Here is a 19,612-nt window from a genome sequence, read left to right as displayed (position 1 = left end):
CGTGCGCACGCTGCACATTGAGACGCCGCTGCTGCCATCGCCCGCGTTGGCCGAGCATCTGGGGCAGCCGGGCCAAAACGTCTGGCTGAAGATGGAAGCCTTGCAACCGTCCGGCTCCTTCAAGCTGCGCGGCATGGGCCTGGCCTGCCAGACTTATGTGCAACGCGGCGCGCGGCGTTTCATCTGTTCTTCCGGTGGCAACGCCGGGCTGGCGGTGGCGCATGCCGGGCGCCTGCTGGCCACGCCGGTGCTGGTGGTGGTGCCCGAGACCACCAGCGAGCGCGCCAAGGCGCTGATACGCCAGCAGGGCGCCGACGTGCGTGTGCACGGCGCCTCCTGGCAGGAGGCCAATGCGCTGGCATTGGAACTGCGCGGCGAACACGACGCCTTCCTGCACCCATTTGACGACCCGCTGCTGTGGGCCGGCCATGCCAGCATGGTGGCCGAGGTGGCACAGGCCGGGGTGAAGCCCGATGCGGTGGTGCTGTCGGTCGGCGGTGGCGGCCTGCTGTGCGGCGTGGTGCAGGGGCTGCGCCAGCAGGGCTGGGGCGATGTGCCGGTGCTGGCGGTGGAGACCCAGGGTGCGGATTCACTGGCCCAGGCGTTGGCGGCGGGAGCGCGCATCACGCTGCCGGCGATCACCAGCATTGCCAGTTCGCTTGGCGCGCGCCAGGTGTGCGAGCAGGCATTCTTGCTGGCGCAAGGCCAACACCCTGTGCGCAGCGTGGTAGTCAGCGACAAGGCCGCAGTCAACGCGTGCCTGAATCTTCTGGACCAGCACCGTGTGCTGGTGGAGCCGGCCTGTGGCGCCTCACTGGCGGCGTTGCAACAGGTGCCGCAGCTGTTCGCGGGTTACCGCAACATCCTGGTCATTGTGTGTGGTGGCGCCACGGCCACGCTGGCGCAGTTGCAGGCCTGGGCTGCGCAGTTGTAGGCGCAGGCCTTGTTTCAGCGCTGCCAGGACGGCAGGGCTATGACTTCAGCGCCGCCAGGTCGGCGCTGAGCGCCTCACGCTCGTCGAACACGAAGCAGTTGCCCCGGTAGTGCGCGCCGCCGGTCTCCTCGAAATACTTCAGGATGCCGCCTTCCAGCTGGTACACATGGTCCAGCCCGGCTTCGCGCATGTAGATGGCGGCCTTCTCGCAGCGTATGCCGCCGGTGCAGAAGCTCACCACCGTCTTGCCCGCCAGCTCCGCCTGGTGCGCCAGCAAGGCCTGCGGGAAGTCGCTGAATTTGTGGATGCGCCAGTCTATGGCGCCCTCGAACGTGCCGTGGTCCACCTCGAAGGCATTGCGCGTGTCCAGCGTCACCACCGGGCGGCCCGCGTCGTCCACACCAGTGTCCAGCCAGCGCTTGACGGTGTGTGCGTCGACCGCCGGCGCGCGGCCGGCGGCGGGCTGAATGGTCGGGTGGTTCATGCGGATGATCTCGGGCTTGACCTTGACCAGCAGCTTCTTGAACGGCTGGCTGGCCGACCAGCTCTCCTTCGGCGCCAGATCGGCCAGGCGTGGGTCCTGGCGCAGGTGGGTCACGAATTCGCGCACCGCTTCAGTGCGGCCGGCCACGAACAGGTTGATGCCCTCATGGGCCAGCAGCACGGTGCCTTTCAGCCCCAGGGCGCGGGCTTTGGGCAGCAGGTCCTCGCGCAGCGCGGCGCAATCAGGCAGCGGCACAAACTTGTAGCACGAGATGTTCAAAACCGGTTTTTCATCCATCACGGGTAGATTTTAGAGGTGCCCGGCAAGCAGGACTTGTCGCCAGTCGCTAAGATGGTTTCACCCCACCCGGCCGCTTTGGATATCCCACGCGCATGAAGCTGTTTGCTTTGGATGACGAACTGGCTGCCTTGCAGCTGGCCGCGCCTTCGCTGACGGGCGTGCCGCGCCTGCAGGCGCTGACGGCGCTGGCCTGGCACATGCGCCAGCGCGACTGCGCTCGCGCGCTGCTGCTGGCCGACGAGGCGCAAGCCTTGCTGGACACGCATGCCAGCGGGCAAGACCCGGAAACCCACCGCTGCCAGGCCCGCCTGCAATTGCTGCGCGCCGAGATCAAAAGCCTGTTTGCCGAGCTGGATGCGGCGCATTCCATGGCGCAGGCTGCCGTGGATGCGTTCGAGCACCTTGGGGACCTGGCTGGCGCGGGCGATGGCCACTGGCTGTTGGCCTCCATCCTGCATGAGCGTGGCAACCGCCAGCAGGTCGACCTGAGTCTGCAGCAGGCGGTGAGCAACTATGCGGCAGCCGGCGACAATCTGCGCCACGATGCCGCGGTGGCGCGTGCGCTGTTCGTCACCGGCTTTCGCGACATCGTCGCAGCCCGTGACGGCTTGAGCCGGCATTTCGGCGGCGGTGGCGAGTCCCTGGACCCTTCGGTTCGGGTGTGGGTGGCCAGCACCCAGGCCATTGTGCGCGCGCACACGGCCGATCCCGGGGCCGGCATCACCGCCTTCCTGCAGGTCTGGCAGGCTGGGCAGGAAAGTGGCCAGCTGCGCCAGGCCATCGTTGCCGGCGTCAATGCGGCCGACAATTTCGCCATCCTGGGCGACCTGGACACCGCGCTGGAGTGGGATGAGCGCGCCATGACGCTGGCCCGCGCCACCGGCTGGCCCGGCACGGTGGGCAGCACCCTGATACAGACTGGCAACGTGTTGCGCCTGCTGGGCCGCCATGACGAGGCCCACGCCATGCTGCACGAGGCGGTGGTGTTGATGAAGCCGCTGGCGGCGTCGCGCAACTACGCCATCTGCCTGGGTTACCTGGGCCAATTGGCGCTGGACATGGACAACCCGGAGGAAGCACTGGACCTGTTTCGCCAGTACCAGGAGATCGGCAGCCACTTCGGTGAAGCCATCCTGAGCATGGTGGCCATGCGCGGCCAGGCAGCGGCCCTGTCGCGCCTGGGCCAGGCGCAGCAGGCCAGCATACGGGTGACGGCGTCGCTGGCCCTGGCACGCCAGCACGGCAAGGCCGACGAGCAACTGGCCGCCTTGCGGGCCTGTGCCGACCTGGTGCGCCAGCACGGCCTGCCGCTGCCCGAAGGCATGGACGCGCCACACGCGGTGCTGCACTACCTGGAGCAGGCGTTGGCGGTGGCGGCCAGCATCTCCGGCTACAGCGTGTCGGCCGAGGTGCTGGACGAGGTGGCGGCGGCACACGCCGGCTGCGGCGACTACCGCAACGCCTATCGATATGCCCAGTCGGCCCGGGCGGCGCAGATCAACAGCCGGCTGCTGGAAGCGCGCAACCGTGCCGTCGCCATGCGCGTACGTCATGAAACCGAGCGCTCGCGCGCCGAGGCCGACCACCACCGTGAACTGGCCAAGATCGCCAGGGAGCGCACCGTCTCGCTGTTGCAAACCAGCGCCACCCTGGAAACCCTGGGCCAGATGGGGCGCGATATCACCGCCAGCCTGAACGCCGAGCAGGTGTACACGGCGCTGTACCACCACGCCAACCGGCTGATCGACGCCACCGCCTTCGAGGCCTACTTGCTGGAGCCCGACGGCCGGGCGCTGCGCGGCGTGTTCAGCATGGAAGGCGGCGTGGCCCTGCCCACGGACACCATCGCCATGGACGAACCGCTGTCGTACAACGTGCGCTGCGCCCGCACGCGCGAAGACATCGTCATCGACCTGCCGACTGGCAGCGAGACCCCCAACCGTGTGCCCGGCACGCTGGCCACGCTGAGCATGCTGTTCTCGCCGCTGCTGATCGGCGAGCGCCTGCTGGGCGTGATGTCCATCCAGTCGGAGCGGCCCAACGCCTATGGCGAGCGCGAACGGTCCATTTTCCGCACGCTGTGCGCGTATGCCGCCATCGCCTTGGACAATGCCGCGGCCTATGCGCTGGCCGAACAGGCCCGCCGGGAAGCCGACCAGGCGCTGCAGGCGCTGCGCGACGCCCAGGCGCGGCTGCTTCAGTCGGAAAAACTGGCCGCCTTGGGCAAGCTGGTGGCCGGCGTGGCGCACGAGCTGAACACGCCGCTGGGCAATGGCTTGATGGCCATCACGTCGCTGCGCAGCGCCTTGCAGGAGGTGCAGCAGGCCACCGCCAACGGTGGCCTCAAACGCCAGGTGTTCGACAACTTTCTCACCGCCGTCAGCATGGGCAGCGAGTTGGCGCTGCGCAGCCTGACGCGCAGCGCCGACCTGGTGGCCAGCTTCAGGCAGTTGTCCGAGCACACCGGCAGCCTGCGCCGCCGCTTCCATCTGGGCGAAGTGGCCGACCTGCTGCGCGATGCCACCGGCCCGCTGCTGGAAGGCAAGCCCTACCGGCTGGCGTTGGCCTTGCCCGCAGATGTGGTGCTGGACAGCTACCCGGAAGTGCTGACCACTGCCCTGCGCCGGGTGGTGGAAAACGCCGTGGTGCACGGCTTTCATGGCCGCGCGCAGGGCACCGTGCACGTCACTGCCACGCTGGCGGACCCTGGCTGGTTGACGGTGTGCGTGGCCGACGATGGTGTGGGCATCCCGCCAGAGCATCTGCCGCGCGTGTTCGACCCCTATTTCACCACCCGCTTTGGCCAGGGCGGCTCTGGCCTGGGCTTGCACCTGGTGCACAACGCCGTCACGCAGTTGCTCGGCGGCGACGTGACGGCCAGCAGCCCGCCGGGCGAAGGCACGCAGGTGACGCTGCGCATGCCACTGGTGGCGCCTGGCGTGGGGGAGCCGATGCCGGCAGACCCGGGCTAGGGAGGTTCCCTAAACCTACAATGGCTGCATGTTCATCCATTTGCGCCTGCACACCGAGTTTTCCGTCGTTGACGGCACCAACCGCATTGACGAGGCCGTCAAGGCCGCCGCGCAGGACGGCCAGCCCGCGCTGGCCATCACCGACCTGAACAACCTGTACGGCGCCATCAAGTTCTACAAAGAGGCACGCGGCAAGGGTGTCAAGCCGATCATCGGGGTGGAAATCTTCCTCGAAGGCCTGGGCAGCGATGCCGGGGCACTGTCGCGCATGCTGCTGCTGGTGCAGGGCAAGCAGGGCTACCTGAACCTGTCGGAGCTGCTGGCGCGCGCCTGGACGCAAAACGTGGTGAAGAACCAGGCCGTGTGCAAGCTGGCCTGGCTGCAGGAGTTGAACGAGGGCCTGATCGCCCTGTCAGGCGCCCAGGCTGGGCCGATAGGCCAGGCCCTGGTGCAGGGTGACACCAGCCGGGCCGGTGAAGTGGCGCTGCAACTGGCGGCCGTCTTCCCGCACCGCTTCTACATCGAACTGCAACGCGCCGGCCGCGCCGATGACGAGGCCCATGTGGTGGCCGCCGTGCAATTGGCCGCGCGCCTGCACCTGCCGGTGGTGGCCACGCACCCGGTGCAGTTTGCCACCGTTGACGACTACGAGGCGCATGAGGCCCGCGTGTGCATCTCCGAAGGCGAGATCCTGGGCAACCCCAAGCGCGTACGCAAGTTCACCCGCGAGCAGTATTTCAAGAGCGCCGCGCAGATGCAGGCGCTGTTTGCCGACCTGCCTTCGGCTGTTGCCAACAGCGCCGAGATCGCCAAGCGCTGCAACCTCACCCTGGTGCTGGGCAAGCCGCAGTTGCCGGACTTCCCCACGCCCGAGGTCGATGGGCGCAAGCTGTCGCCGGAGGAGTATTTCCGCTACGCCTCGCACGAGGGCCTGAAGGAACGGCTGGTCCACCGCTACCCCAATGAGGCCGAGCGTGAAAAACAGCGGCCGGAGTACGAGCAGCGGCTGGAGTTCGAGCTGGCCACCATCCTGAAGATGGGTTTTCCCGGCTACTTCCTGATCGTTGGCGACTTCATCAACTGGGCCAAGAACAACGGCTGCCCGGTGGGGCCGGGCCGGGGCTCGGGTGCCGGTTCGCTGGTGGCCTATGCGCTGAAGATCACCGATCTGGACCCCTTGCAGTACAACCTGCTGTTCGAGCGCTTCCTGAACCCCGAGCGGGTGTCCATGCCCGACTTCGACATCGACTTCTGCCAGGGCAACCGCGACCGCGTGATCGACTACGTGAAGCAGAAGTACGGCAAGAACGCCGTCAGCCAGATCGCCACCTTCGGCACCATGGCCGCGCGCGCCGCGATACGCGACGTCGGCCGCGTGCTGGACATGAGCTACACCTTTTGCGACGGCATCAGCAAGCTGATCCCGAACAAGCCGGGCACCCACATCACGATTGCCGACGCGTTGGAGCAGGAACCCCTGCTGGCCGAGCGCCTGGAGAAGGAAGACGAAGTCAAGACGCTGCTGGCGCTGGCGCAAAAGCTCGAAGGCATGACGCGCAACGTCGGCATGCACGCCGGTGGCGTGCTGATCGCGCCGGGCAAGCTGACCGATTTCTGCCCGCTGTACCAGCAGCCCGGCAGTGATTCGGCCGTCAGCCAGTACGACAAGGACGATGTCGAGGCGATCGGCCTGGTGAAGTTTGACTTCTTGGGTCTGGCCACGCTGACCATCCTGGAAATCGCCAAGGACATGATCGTTGCCCGCCATGCGGGTCAGAAGGACTTTGCCTTCGAAAACCTGCCGCTGGACGACGCCCGCGTTTACCGGCTGTTCTCCGAGGGCAAGACCGAGGCGGTGTTCCAGTTTGAAAGCCGCGGCATGCAGCAGATGCTGAAGGACGCCAAGCCCACGCGGCTGGAGGACCTGTTTGCGCTGAACGCCATGTTCCGCCCCGGCCCGATGGAGAACATCCCGGACTTCTGCGCCCGCAAGAACGGCCGCTCCGAGGTGCTGTACCCGCACGCGCTGCTGGAGCCGGTGCTGGCCGAGACCTACGGCATCATGGTCTACCAGGAGCAGGTGATGCAGGCCGCCCAGGTGCTGGGCGGCTACTCGCTGGGCGGCGCCGACATGCTGCGCCGCGCCATGGGCAAGAAGAAGGCCGAGGAGATGGCCGAGCACCGTGCCATCTTCCGCGCCGGCGCGGCCAAGAACAACATCAGCGAGGACAAGGCCGACGAGGTGTTCGACCTGATGGAGAAGTTCGCCGGCTACGGCTTCAACAAGTCGCACGCCGCCGCCTACTCGCTGCTGGCCTACCATACCGCCTGGCTGAAGGTGCACTACACCTCGGAGTTCTTCTGCGCCAACATGACGGTGGAAATGGACGACACCGACAAGCTGAAGGTGCTGTTCGAGGACGCCCAGAAGATGGGCATGCGCTTTGAGCCGCCGGACGTGAACCGCGGCGTCTACCGCTTCGAGCCGATCTCCGACAAGGTGATCCGCTACGGCCTGGGGGCCGTCAAGGGCACCGGCCAGCAGGCGATCGACGCCATCGTGGCTGCGCGCGAAGGCCGTGGCGACGGCCCCAGCGGCAGCGAGACCGGCCCCTTCACCAGCCTGTTCAACTTCTGCAAGCGGGTGGACCGCAGCCGCCTGAACAAGCGCACGGTGGAGGCGCTGGTCAAGGCCGGCGCCTTCGACTCCATCCAGATGAACCGCGCCTCGTTGATGGCCTCGGTGGAGCTGGCGTTTGATTTCGCCAACGCCGCCCAGGCCAATGCCAACCAGGTGGGCCTGTTCGACATGGGCGGCGGCGACGACGACCACGGCTCCAGCAGCCAGGAACCCGAGCTGGTGCAGGCCATGCCCTGGGGCGTGAAGGAGCGCCTCACCTTGGAGAAGACCGCCGTCGGCTTCTACCTGTCCGGCCACCTGTTCGACGAGGTGGCGCTGGAGGTGCGCCGCTTCGTCAAGCGCCAGATCGACGAGCTGATCGACACCCGCGAGCCGCAACTGCTGGCCGGCATCATCAGCGACCTGCGCGTCATCAACGGGCAGCGCGGCAAGCTGGCCATCTTCAAACTGGACGACAAGTCAGACGCCATAGAGACCACCGCCGACGAGGCCTTGATCAACGCCAACCGCAACCTGCTGAAGGACGACGAGTTCGTGGTGGTGATGGGCAAGATGCAGCCGGACCGCTTCTCGGGCGGCTTCCGCTTTGTCGTCAACCAAGTGTGGGACCTGGCCACCGCGCGCTGCCGCTTCGGCAAGTTCCTGCGGGTGGCGGTGAACGGCCGCAAGCCCGACGTGGCGCGGCTGGTCAAGCAGTTTCCGGCCAAGCGCGAGATGACGGAGCAGGGCGAGCTGGTGCGCGGGCTCAACGTGCGCCTGTCGCTGTTTTGCGAGGGCGGCGAGGGCAACGCACTGGCCGAGTTGCAGCTGGGTGAGGAGGCCAAGTTCTTCCCCAGCGACGCCGCGCTGGCCGGCTGGATGGCGCAGGCCGACCAGGGCAAGGCGCAGATCATTTACGAGTGAGCGCCCCGGCGCCTTGCAGGAAAGAAAGAGGGACAGACAGCGATGTGCCGCAGCATCAAGACCTTGTTCAATTTCGAGCCGCCGGCCACCGAGCAGGAAATCCGCGCCGCTTCCTTGCAGTTCGTGCGAAAGCTCAGCGGCTTTTCCGTGCCGTCCAAGGCCAACGAGGCCGCGTTTGAACAGGCGGTGGACGAGGTGAGCCGCGTGGCACAAGCACTGCTGGCCTCGCTGACCACCCACGCCCAGCCACGCGACCGCGAAGTGGAGGCGCAGCGCGCCAAGGAGCGCTCGGCGGCGCGCTTTGGAACCGCGCCGTGACAAAGCGCGCCCAGATGTTGATTCGCGAAGCCCTGGAAGCCGACATCCCGCAACTGGTGGAACTGCGTCTGCAGATGTTCGCCGAGGTCGGCCCCAGCCTGGGTGCCATGCCCGACCCGCGCGACCGGGAGGTCACTGAAGTTTTCTTCCGCGACGCGCTGCGCAGCGGCGGCGCCAGGACCTGGGTGGCCGAAGTGGATGGCCGCATCGTCGCCACCGGCACCCTGGTGGAGTTCCGTCGCCCGCCTTACCCCGGCAACCTCTCGGGGCTGGAGGCCTATGTGCTGAACATGTTCACGCTGTCGGACTACCGGCGAAGGGGTATCTCGGCACAGGTGCTGGAGCCGCTGATGGCCCATGCCCGTGCCAAAGGGTATGGCAAGGTCTGGCTACACGCCACGGACGATGGCCGCCGCTTGTACGAGCGCTTCGGCTTCGCCTCGAATCCGCGTGAGATGGAGTGGCATCCGCCAACCAACTGAGCCTTTTGCGCTCATGGCCCTGCGTAGTTCCTGTAAGGCCAGTGCCGCCAATCCCGGCAGCTGTGTGGCCTGCAATAAAAAGGACGTCATGCAGTTCTCCCACCTCACCGCTCCCGCGCTGTCGCGCGCCTTGGCGTTGGCCGCGCTGTTCACGCTGGGCGTCGCCGGCTGCCCTGCCGCGCTGGCCGCGCCCAACCTGGGCACCGATAACCTGAGCGCCATCAAGGGCAGCAAACGGGTCGCCATCGACCGCTTTGGTGTCGAGTTCTACACGCAGCTGTATGGCGAAGGGCGCTCCGGCAGGAACACGGCACGCATGACGGCCGTGCTGGAAGGCCTCAGCCCGGAAACGCGCCAGGCCATCACGCAACAGGCCTATGCTGACACCGTGGCTGCCTTGCAGAAGGCCGGCTTCGAAGTGGTGGAGCCGGCGCAGCTGGCGGCGCAGCCCCTGTTCCAGGCGCTGGACGCCAAGTACGGCAAGCCCTCGCCCTGGATGGTGGAGGACGAAAAGCTGATGGAGGGCGGCAAGCAGATCAGCCACATCGTGGCGCCACAAGGCATGAAGGCCTACTTCCAGTCCGGCATCGCGCGTGGCGACTTCCAGCAGCGCACCGAGGTGCAGAACCATGCCATAGGCAGCCAGCAGGGCGAGTTGGCCAAGGCCATGGGCGTGGCGCTGCTGGACGTGCATGTGCTGGCCAGCTTTGGCACCGTATCGGCCACCAAGAACGGTGCGCTGCGCATTTTTGCCGGCACCAGCGCGAAGGCTGGCATAGAGCCCATGCCAGTGCTTTTCCCGGAAGAAACGCAGATACAGATCGTCACCAGCGAGGGCGCGCGCACCTATAGCGCCAGCAAGCGCAGGGGGCACACCGGCGCCGTGTACCTGAAGGAGCCGTTGCTGGCCGCCACCAACATCTTCGAGATGCGCGACACCATGCCGGAAGCAGAAAAAGACAGGCAGACTGGCATGAACATGCTGTCCGGCTTGCTGAACGGCAACAGCGAGCGCGCTGGCACTGCCGCTGTGAAGGCAACAAGCGAGGAGGCCTACCGCAACACCTACCAGGCGCTGATCCGCGAGGCCATTGACGCCATGGTGGACGAACTGGCCAAGGCGCGCTGACGGCCTGGGCAGGGCTCACATCGTGGGCCCAATGCGGCCTGGCCATCAAGGACAATGGGCGGCATACCTTTTCACCGCCCGACCTTTGCCGCCATGCCCATGACCACAGCCACCGCCACCGACGCGCCTACCAAGCCGCACACCATCACCACGCTTGAGCAGTTGCAAACCCTGTTCGGCGCCGTGGGCGAGGCCTCGTTGAAAAAGGAAGTGCCCTACATCCACCCCACCTACCGCGCACTGATCGAGGCCTCGCCCTTCGCCATGCTGGCCACGGTAGGCCCGGACGGGCTGGACGCCTCGCCGCGCGGCGACCCACCCGGCTTCGTGGTGGTGGAAGACGACAAGACGCTGCTGCTGCCCGAGCGCCGTGGCAACAACCGCATCGACAGCCTGCGCAACATCCTGGCCGACCCGCACGTGGCGCTGCTGTTCCTGGTGCCGGGTGTGGGTGAAACGCTGCGCATCAACGGCCGCGCCAGCATCAGCACCGACCCCGCGCTGTTGCAGCGTCTGGCCATGGAAGGCAAGCCGCCGCAGTGTGTGCTGCGCATCGCGGTGGACACCGTGTTCTTCCAGTGCGCGCGGGCCTTGCAGCGTTCCAAGCTGTGGCAGCCGGTGGGGGAGGGCAGACCTGCTGGCGTGCCCACGCCAGGGGCCATGCTGGCCGCGTTGACCGATGCAGCCATTGATGGCGAGCAGTACGACCGCGAATTGCCGGCCCGGCAACGCTCCACCTTGTATTGACGGCTGCTACCGCTGGCTGCCGACGTCACTGGTGCGCGTGGCTACGCGGATGTCCCCCGGCCCTTCGGGCCTCCTCCTTGATTCCGCTCCGCCACACGCCCCAGCGACATCGGGTCAATTGGCCGGCGCGAAGCCGGAAGGTCTGAGCACCGGCACGCCAATCACGTTCGCAGGATCAGGTCGTCATGGCATTCAGCGCAGCGGCATCAAGGAGGAGGGCCGAAGGCCCGGGGGACAGCCGCGGAGCTGAGTGCCGTGGCGGCCTGATCCTGCAACCCAACTTAGACAGCCGCGTTCAGGCCGTTCTTGAAGTGCTGTTGCATGCGCGCCATGGCGGCGGCAGCATCGCGCTGGGTGATGGCCTGCATCAGCGCCCGGTGTTCCTGCAGCGATTCCTGGATGCGCCCAGACTTCAGCAGCGAGTTGTGGCGGTTCAGCTTCATCACCTTGCGCAGGTCGGCCACCATCTGGTCGCGCCAGCGGTTGTTGGCGATGTGCAGCAAGGCCATGTGGAAGCGCTCGTTGGCGGCAAAAAAACGGTCGCGGTCTTCGTGGCCGGGGCGGGCGTGGCTTTCCAGCTCTTCGTGCAGGGCTTGCAAGTCGGCCAACTGCTGTGCTGTCGCTTGCGCCGCCACCACGCCGGCGGCGTCGCTTTCCAGCAGGCTCAACAGGTGGTAGACGTCTGACAGGTCCTGCTCGGACACCTCGGTCACATAGGCGCCGCGGCGCACCTTCATGGTCACCAGGCCCTCGGCGGCCAGCACCTTCAGGGCTTCGCGCAGCGGTGTGCGGCTGATGCCCCAGTCCTGCGCGATCTTCATCTCGTCTATCCAACTGCCCGGCACCAGGTCGCGGCTGAAGATGCGCTGGCGCAGTTGCTCCGCCACCTCTTCGTAAAGGGCGCGCGGGGACAGGGAGACAACGGCGTTCATGGCGTGGATTGTACGGTCAAACCTCATTTTGCATCAATAATTATAAATAATGTAGAATCCTAACCATCCCCGCCCGGTTCGACAAACGCACCGGGAACGGCAAGAATGCCCTCCAGCCAGTGAGCTTCCAGCACCTCTTATGAGCGACTCGCAGAAACCCCCAGCCACCGGCTGGCCAGACTTCAACCTTGGCTCGCCGGAAGCCTGGCAGCGTGCCGCCGCCAAGTCCGCGCCCGGTGGCGACGTGCAGGCGCTGAACTGGCTGACGCCCGATGGCATCCGCGTCAAGGCGCTGTACACCGCCGACGACACCAAAGACCTGCCCTACACCCATACGCTGCCCGGTTTCGAGCCCTACCTGCGCGGCCCCCAGGCCACCATGTACGCGGTGCGGCCGTGGACGATCCGGCAGTACGCGGGTTTTTCGACGGCGGAAGAGTCCAACGCCTTCTACCGCAAGGCGCTGGCCGCCGGTGGGCAAGGCGTGTCGGTGGCGTTCGACCTGGCCACGCACCGGGGCTACGACTCCGACCACCCGCGCGTCACCGGCGATGTCGGCAAGGCCGGCGTGGCGATCGACAGCGTGGAGGACATGAAGATCCTGTTCGACCAGATCCCGCTGGACAAGGTCTCGGTCTCCATGACCATGAACGGCGCCGTGCTGCCGGTGCTGGCCGGCTACGTGGTGGCGGCGGAAGAGCAGGGCGTCAGCCAGGAAAGCTTAAGCGGAACCATTCAGAACGACATTCTGAAGGAGTTCATGGTCCGCAACACCTACATCTACCCGCCGGCGCCCAGCATGCGCATCATCGGCGACATCATCGAGTACACGGCGCAGCACATGCCCAAGTTCAACTCGATCTCCATCTCCGGTTACCACATGCAGGAAGCGGGGGCCAACCAGGCGCTGGAGCTGGCCTTCACGCTGGCCGACGGCAAGGAGTATGTGAAGACCGCCATTGCCAAGGGCATGGACGTGGACGATTTTGCCGGCCGCCTGAGTTTCTTCTGGGCCATCGGCATGAACTTCTACCTGGAAGTGGCCAAGATGCGTGCCGCCCGCCTGCTGTGGTGCCGCATCATGAAGGGCTTTGACGCCAAGGCGCCCAAGAGCTTGATGCTGCGCACGCACTGCCAGACCTCTGGCTGGTCGCTGACCGAGCAGGACCCGTACAACAACGTGGTGCGCACCACCATCGAGGCGATGGCGGCGGTGTTCGGCGGCACGCAAAGCCTGCACACCAATTCGTTCGACGAGGCGATTGCGCTGCCCACCGAGTTCAGCGCCCGCATCGCGCGCAACACGCAGCTCATCATCCAGGAAGAGACGCACATCACCAACGTCATCGACCCCTGGGCCGGCAGCTACATGATGGAAAAGCTGACCCAGGACATGGCCGACGCCGCCTGGGCCATCATCGAAGAAGTCGAAGCCATGGGCGGCATGACCAAGGCCGTGGACAGCGGCTGGGCCAAGCTGAAGATCGAGGCCGCCGCTGCCGAGAAGCAGGCGCGCATCGACTCGGGCAAGGACGTCATCGTTGGCGTCAACAAGTACAAGCTGAAGACCGAGGACGCCATCGAGGCGCGCGACATCGACAACGTGGCGGTGCGCGACGGCCAGATCGCACGGCTGAACAGCATCAGGGCCAAGCGCGATACCGCCAAGGTGCAGGCGGCATTGGCTGCTTTGACCGCCGCCGCAGAGAGTGGCGAGGGCAACCTGCTGGACCTGTCCATCCAGGCCGTGCGCCTGCGGGCCACGGTGGGCGAGATCAGCGACGCGTTGGAAGCATCATTCGGGCGCCACCGCGCCGACACACAAAAGGTGACCGGCGTGTACGCAGCAGCTTACGACTCGGCCGAGGGCTGGGAACAACTGAAGACCGAGATCAACGACTTCGCCGCCGCCCAGGGCCGCCGGCCCCGCGTGATGATCTCCAAGCTGGGCCAGGACGGCCACGACCGGGGTGCCAAGGTGGTGGCCACCGCCTTTGCCGACCTGGGGTTCGACGTGGACATGGGGCCGCTGTTCCAGACGCCCGAGGAATGCGCGCGTCAGGCGATCGAGAACGACGTGCATGCGGTGGGCGTCAGCACGCTGGCCGCCGGCCACAAGACCCTTGTGCCCGCCATCATTGCCGAGCTGAAGAAGCAGGGCGCGGACGACATCATCGTGTTCGTCGGCGGCGTGATTCCGCGCCAGGACTACGAGATGTTGTACGAGGCAGGCGTGAAAGGCATCTACGGCCCAGGCACCCCCATACCCGCCAGCGCCAAGGATGTGCTGGAACAAATCAAGAAGGCGATTGCCTGATGTCCCCTGAGTGGGTGAGCCAGGTGTTGGCGGGTAATGCCGCCACCCAGCGCCGCGCCATCGCCAAGGCCATCACGCTGCTGGAGTCCACGCGCGATGACCACCGCACGGAGGCGGATGCGCTGCTGACCGCGCTGCTGCCGCACACCGGCAAGTCGTTTCGCTTGGGCATCAGCGGTGTGCCCGGCGTGGGCAAGAGCACCTTCATCGAGGCACTGGGCCTGCACCTGATCGCGCAGGGCCACCGCGTGGCGGTGCTGACCATCGACCCGTCCAGCACCGTCTCCGGCGGCTCCATCCTGGGTGACAAGACGCGCATGGAAAAGCTGTCGGTCCATCCACAGGCCTACATCCGCCCCAGCCCGAGCAGCGGCACGCTGGGCGGCGTGGCCGAGAAGACGCGCGAGGCCATGCTGGTGTGCGAGGCGGCGGGGTATGACGTGGTCATCGTCGAGACCGTGGGCGTGGGCCAGAGCGAGATCGCCGTGGCCGGCATGACAGACATGTTCGTGCTGATGCAGTTGCCCAACGCCGGCGACGACCTGCAGGCCATCAAGAAGGGCGTGATGGAGCTGGCCGACCTGGTGGTCATCAACAAGGCCGACCTGGACCCGGATGCCGCCACGCGGGCGCGGGCACAGATCACCAGCGCGCTGCGCTTGTTCGGCCTGCACGGCCACCCCGACCACGCGCACCACAATGCAGCCATCTGGCGCCCCCAGGTGCAGCAGCTCAGCGCCCTGCACGGCCAGGGTGTGGATGCTTTCTGGGCTGCCGTGCAACAGTACCGACAGGTGCAAACCGCCAATGGCAAGCTGGCCGCACGCCGCCAGCAACAGGCGCTGGGCTGGATGTGGGAACGTGTGGACGCCGGGCTGAAGCAAGCCTTCCAGCACCACCCGCAGGTGCAGCTGCTGCTGCCGCAAATGAAGGCCCAGGTGCTGGCCGGTACGCTGGCGGCATCCACCGCCGCGCGGCAGCTGCTGGCGGCACAGGCCGGCGGGCCGTAGAAAATTCGACTCTGACCCCAATAAGGTAATTTAGGACACCTCATGCACGACATCCTGGAACAACTGGAAGCCAAGCGCGCGCTGGCGCACCTGGGCGGTGGGCAAAAGCGCATCGACGCGCAGCACAAGAAGGGCAAGCTGACCGCGCGCGAGCGGCTGGAGCTGCTGCTGGACGAGGGCACGTTCGAAGAGTGGGACATGTTCGTCGAGCACCGCTGCGTGGACTTTGGCATGGAGGCCAACAAGATCCCCGGTGACGGCGTGGTCACCGGCTACGGCATGATCAACGGCCGGCTGGTGTTCGTCTTCAGCCAGGACTTCACCGTGTTCGGCGGTGCGCTGAGCGAGGCGCATGCCGAGAAGATCTGCAAGGTGATGGACCAGGCGATGAAGGTGGGCGCGCCGGTGATCGGCCTGAACGACTCGGGCGGCGCCCGCATCCAGGAAGGCGTGGCCTCGCTGGGCGGCTATGCGGATGTGTTCCAGCGCAATGTGATGGCCAGCGGCGTGGTGCCGCAGATCAGCATGATCATGGGCCCCTGCGCTGGTGGCGCGGTGTATTCGCCGGCCATGACCGACTTCATCTTCATGGTCAAGGACAGCAGCTACATGTTCGTCACCGGCCCCGAGGTGGTGAAGACGGTCACGCACGAAGAGGTGACGGCCGAGGAGCTGGGCGGTGCGGTGACCCACACCAGCAGGAGCGGCGTGGCCGACCTGGCGTTTGACAGCGACGTGGAAGCGCTGCTGATGCTGCGCCGCCTGTACAACTACCTGCCGTTGAACAACCGCGAGAAAGCCCCGGTGCGCAAGAGCGGCGACCCGGCCGAGCGCATGGACATGTCGCTGGACACGCTGGTGCCCGACAACCCCAACAAGCCCTACGACATGAAGGAGCTGATCACCAAGACGGTGGACGACGGCGACTTCTTCGAGCTGCAACCCGAGTACGCCAAGAACATCATCATCGGCTTCGCCCGCATGGAAGGCCAGTCGGTGGGCATCGTGGCCAACCAGCCGCTGGTGCTGGCGGGCTGCCTGGACATCAAGAGCTCCATCAAGGCGGCGCGCTTCGTGCGCTTTTGCGATGCCTTCAACATCCCGGTGGTGACGTTTGTGGACGTGCCCGGCTTCATGCCCGGCACCTCGCAAGAGTACGGCGGCATCATCAAGCACGGCGCCAAGCTGCTGTATGCCTATGCCGAGTGCACCGTGCCCAAGATCACCGTCATCACCCGCAAAGCCTATGGCGGCGCCTATGACGTGATGTCGTCCAAGCACCTGCGTGGCGACGTCAACTTCGCCTGGCCGAACGCCGAGATCGCGGTGATGGGCGCCAAGGGCGCGGTGGAAATCATCTTCCGTGAAGACAAGGGCGACCCGGCCAAGCTGGCCGCCAAGGAGGCCGAATACAAGGCCCGCTTTGCCAACCCCTTCGTGGCCGGCGCGCGTGGCTTCATCGACGACGTGATCCTGCCGCACGAAACCCGCAAGCGCATCTGCCGCAGCCTGGTGATGCTGCGCGACAAGAAGCTGGACAACCCGTGGCGCAAGCACGGCAACATCCCACTGTGACAGGGAAGGGCTGAGCTATATGGCCAAAGCTGAAACCGCCATTCAAGCAAAGAAGCTGACCGACATCCCGAACATCGGTGTGTCGATGGCGGAAGATTTGCGCGGTTTGGGCATTCACACGCCAGCCGATGTGAAGAAGATGGACCCGATGCAGGCCTACAACATGCTGCGCACCCCCATGGGCGAGCGGCATGACCCCTGCGTGCTGGACACCTTCCTGGCCGCGAAGAAATTCATGAACGGTGGGCCTAAGCAGCCGTGGTGGGACTTTACCGAGCAGCGCAAGAAGATGCTCAAGAAAGAAGCTGGAAAATGACTATGTTCACCAAGATACTGATCGCCAACCGTGGCGAGATCGCCTGCCGGGTTATCAAGACCGCGCAGAAGATGGGCATCAAGACCGTCGCCGTGTATTCGGATGCCGACCGCGACGCCCGCCACGTGGAGCTGGCCGACGAGGCGGTGCACATAGGCGCCGCTCCCAGCCGGGAGAGCTATCTGCAGGCCGACCGCATCATTGCCGCCTGCAAACAGACCGGCGCGCAGGCGGTGCACCCGGGCTACGGCTTCCTGAGCGAAAACGCGGGCTTTGCCAAGCGGGTGGAGGAAGAGGGCATCGTCTTCATCGGCCCCAAGCACTATTCGATTGCCGCCATGGGCGACAAGATCGAATCCAAGAAGCTGGCGGGCAAGGCGGGCGTCAACTGCATCCCCGGCGTCAATGACGCCATTGAGACCGCCGAGAAGGCGGTGGAGATCGCCAAGGGCATTGGCTACCCGGTGATGATCAAGGCCAGCGCCGGCGGCGGCGGCAAGGGCCTGCGTGTCGCCTACAACGACAAGGAAGCCTTCGAGGGCTTCACCAGCTGCCGCAACGAGGCGCGCAACAGCTTTGGCGACGACCGCGTGTTCATCGAGAAATTTGTCGAGGAACCGCGCCACATCGAAATCCAGCTGCTGGGCGATGCGCATGGCAACGTGATCTATTTGAACGAACGCGAATGCTCCATCCAGCGCCGCCACCAGAAGGTGATCGAAGAGGCGCCCAGCCCCTTCATCAGCGACGCCACCCGCAAGGCCATGGGCGAACAGGCCGTGGCGCTTGCCAAGGCCGTCAAGTACGAGAGCGCCGGCACGGTGGAGTTCGTGGTCGGCAAGGACCAGAGCTTCTACTTCCTGGAGATGAACACCCGCCTGCAGGTGGAGCACCCGGTGACCGAATGCATCACCGGGCTGGACCTGGTGGAGCTGATGATCCGCGTCGCCGCCGGCGAGAAGCTGCCGCTGACGCAAGCCGAGGTGAAACGCAACGGCTGGGCCATCGAGTGCCGCATCAACGCCGAAGACCCGTTCCGCAACTTCCTGCCCAGCACTGGCCGGCTGGTGCGCTTCCAGCCGCCGCGCGAGACGCTGTTTGCCGCCAGCGACAACGGCGGCCACGGCGTGCGGGTGGACACCGGCGTGATGGATGGCGGTGAAATCCCCATGTATTACGACTCCATGATCGCCAAGCTCATCGTCCACGGCGGCGACCGGGCTGAGGCCATCGCCAAGATGCGCGAGGCGCTGAACGCTTTCGTGATTCGCGGCATCTCCAGCAACATCCCGTTCCAGGCCGCGCTGCTGGCGCACCCCAAGTTCGTCACTGGCGACTTCAACACCGGCTTCATCGCCGAGCACTACAGCAAGGGCTTCTCGGCCGCCGATGTGCCGCATGCCGACCCGGACTTCCTCATCGCGCTGGCCGCCTTCGTCAACCGCCGGTATCTCGCGCGGCAGACCGCCATCAGCGGCCAGATGGAGGGGCATGAGTTTGAGGTGGGCGAGAAGTTCGTCGTCGTCTCGCTGGGGGGCGAGGGTCAGCACACCCAAACGCCCGTCAACGTGACGGACTTTGAAGGTGTCACCGGTTCCAGCTCGGTGAGTGTGGGCGACAAGACCTACCGCCTGTGCAGCAACTTCCGCCTCGGTGGCATACGCGTGGCCGGCACTTGCAACGACCAGCAGTTTGTCGCCCAGATCGAACGCGGCACGCCCAAGAACCCGTTGGCGCTGCGTGTCATCCACAACGGCACGCAGATCGACACGCTGGTGCTGTCGCCGCGCGCCGCCGAACTGCACGCGCTGATGCCCTACAAGGCGCCGCCCGACATGAGCCGCTATGTGCTGTCGCCCATGCCGGGGTTGCTGGTGGAAGTGGCCGTGCAGCCTGGCCAGAAGGTGCAGGCCGGCGAGCGTGTGGCCGTCATCGAGGCCATGAAGATGGAAAACGTGCTGTTTGCCGCCGCCGATGGCGTGGTCGGCAAGGTGCTGGCCAGCAAGGGCGAAAGCCTGACGGTGGACCAACCGATCGTGGAGTTTTCGTGATGACCGGCAGCAGCAACCCACAACGCCCGTTCAAGGTGCTGGGCATCCAGCAAATCGCTATCGGCGGCCCGGACAAGCAGCGCCTGAAAACCCTGTGGGTGGACATGCTGGGCCTGGAAGTCACCGGCACCTACAAGAGCGAACGCGAGAACGTTGATGAAGACATCTGCGCCGTGGGCGCCGGCCCCTTCAAGGTCGAGGTGGACCTGATGCAGCCGCTGGACCCGGACAAGAAACCCGCCGTCCACACCACACCGCTGAACCACGTGGGCCTGTGGATAGACGACCTGCCCAAGGCGGTGGCATGGCTCACCGCCCAGGGTGTGCGCTTTGCCCCCGGCGGCATACGCCCTGGTGCAGCGGGGTTTGACATCTGCTTCCTGCACCCGAAGGCGAATGACGAGTTTCCGATTGCGGGTGAGGGGGTATTGATTGAGCTCGTGCAGGCGCCGCCGGAAGTGGTTTCTGCGTTTGCCAAGTTGGCAGGCACAGCCATCTAAG

At 65.9% G+C, this 19,612-nt stretch carries 15 protein-coding genes; 13 read left to right on the top strand and 2 right to left on the bottom strand.

The annotated features are described in order from the left end of the window. Position 1: 1 nt before the first annotated feature. Positions 2-934, top strand: coding sequence for a pyridoxal-phosphate dependent enzyme (locus tag AC1DX2_RS03600; protein ID WP_477194915.1), 933 nt, complete (start codon positions 2-4; stop codon positions 932-934). Positions 935-971: 37 nt separating this feature from the next. Here the strand turns inward: AC1DX2_RS03600 and AC1DX2_RS03595 are convergent, their stop codons facing one another. Then, complete coding sequence (locus tag AC1DX2_RS03595) at positions 972-1,715, bottom strand: sulfurtransferase (protein ID WP_477195753.1); 744 nt, start codon at positions 1,713-1,715, stop codon at positions 972-974. A 95-nt stretch (positions 1,716-1,810) separates the two neighbouring features. On the opposite strand from AC1DX2_RS03595, the gene AC1DX2_RS03590 reads away from it, so the two are divergent. From AC1DX2_RS03590 to AC1DX2_RS03565, 6 genes are all read left to right on the top strand, one after another. Beyond that, the gene (locus AC1DX2_RS03590; protein WP_477194914.1) at positions 1,811-4,690 is read left to right on the top strand and encodes an ATP-binding protein; all 2,880 of its coding nucleotides are present in this window, start codon (positions 1,811-1,813) and stop codon (positions 4,688-4,690) included. 28 nt (positions 4,691-4,718) lie between these two features. Further along, positions 4,719-8,234 carry a DNA polymerase III subunit alpha gene (gene dnaE / locus AC1DX2_RS03585; protein ID WP_477194913.1) on the top strand — a complete coding sequence of 1,172 codons (3,516 nt, stop codon included), beginning with the start codon at positions 4,719-4,721 and terminating at the stop codon, positions 8,232-8,234. A 42-nt stretch (positions 8,235-8,276) separates the two neighbouring features. Further along, a complete protein-coding gene (locus AC1DX2_RS03580) occupies positions 8,277-8,552 on the top strand; it encodes a DUF2277 domain-containing protein (RefSeq protein WP_477194912.1) in 276 nt (91 codons plus the stop codon). After that, positions 8,549-9,034: a GNAT family N-acetyltransferase gene (locus AC1DX2_RS03575; protein ID WP_477194911.1), complete on the top strand. Its 486-nt coding sequence runs from the start codon at positions 8,549-8,551 to the stop codon at positions 9,032-9,034. Before AC1DX2_RS03580 ends, AC1DX2_RS03575 begins: the two co-directional genes overlap by 4 nt. A gap of 88 nt (positions 9,035-9,122) precedes the next feature. Further along, a complete protein-coding gene (locus AC1DX2_RS03570; protein ID WP_477194910.1) occupies positions 9,123-10,163 on the top strand; it encodes a hypothetical protein in 1,041 nt (346 codons plus the stop codon). Between the two features lie 99 nt (positions 10,164-10,262). Further along, entirely contained in the window at positions 10,263-10,910 is a 648-nt protein-coding gene (locus AC1DX2_RS03565) for a pyridoxamine 5'-phosphate oxidase family protein (protein WP_477194909.1), read from the top strand. A gap of 281 nt (positions 10,911-11,191) precedes the next feature. Here the strand turns inward: AC1DX2_RS03565 and AC1DX2_RS03560 are convergent, their stop codons facing one another. Further along, entirely contained in the window at positions 11,192-11,842 is a 651-nt protein-coding gene (locus AC1DX2_RS03560; protein WP_477194908.1) for a GntR family transcriptional regulator, read from the bottom strand. Between the two features lie 139 nt (positions 11,843-11,981). Between AC1DX2_RS03560 and scpA the strand changes: the two genes are divergently transcribed. From scpA to AC1DX2_RS03530, 6 genes are read left to right on the top strand one after another with little or no spacing between them, the layout of a single operon-like run. Further along, positions 11,982-14,159: a methylmalonyl-CoA mutase gene (gene scpA / locus AC1DX2_RS03555; protein WP_477194907.1), complete on the top strand. Its 2,178-nt coding sequence runs from the start codon at positions 11,982-11,984 to the stop codon at positions 14,157-14,159. Continuing rightward, the gene (gene meaB / locus AC1DX2_RS03550) at positions 14,159-15,169 is read left to right on the top strand and encodes a methylmalonyl Co-A mutase-associated GTPase MeaB (protein ID WP_477194906.1); all 1,011 of its coding nucleotides are present in this window, start codon (positions 14,159-14,161) and stop codon (positions 15,167-15,169) included. Before scpA ends, meaB begins: the two co-directional genes overlap by 1 nt. Before the next feature lie 42 nt (positions 15,170-15,211). Then, positions 15,212-16,744, top strand: a complete 1,533-nt coding sequence (locus AC1DX2_RS03545) for an acyl-CoA carboxylase subunit beta (RefSeq protein ID WP_477194905.1) — start codon at positions 15,212-15,214, stop codon at positions 16,742-16,744. A 19-nt stretch (positions 16,745-16,763) separates the two neighbouring features. Next, positions 16,764-17,060, top strand: a complete 297-nt coding sequence (locus AC1DX2_RS03540) for a helix-hairpin-helix domain-containing protein (RefSeq protein ID WP_477194904.1) — start codon at positions 16,764-16,766, stop codon at positions 17,058-17,060. 2 nt (positions 17,061-17,062) lie between these two features. Continuing rightward, the gene (gene accC, locus AC1DX2_RS03535; RefSeq protein ID WP_477194903.1) at positions 17,063-19,111 is read left to right on the top strand and encodes an acetyl-CoA carboxylase biotin carboxylase subunit; all 2,049 of its coding nucleotides are present in this window, start codon (positions 17,063-17,065) and stop codon (positions 19,109-19,111) included. Further along, the gene (locus tag AC1DX2_RS03530; RefSeq protein WP_477194902.1) at positions 19,111-19,611 is read left to right on the top strand and encodes a VOC family protein; all 501 of its coding nucleotides are present in this window, start codon (positions 19,111-19,113) and stop codon (positions 19,609-19,611) included. The genes accC and AC1DX2_RS03530 overlap by 1 nt, the downstream gene beginning before the upstream one ends. The last annotated feature ends 1 nt before the right edge of the window (position 19,612 follow it).

It is taken from the genome of Hylemonella sp. P2_B10 (assembly GCF_056404875.1).
This window is presented reverse-complemented; position numbering and strand designations above follow the sequence as displayed.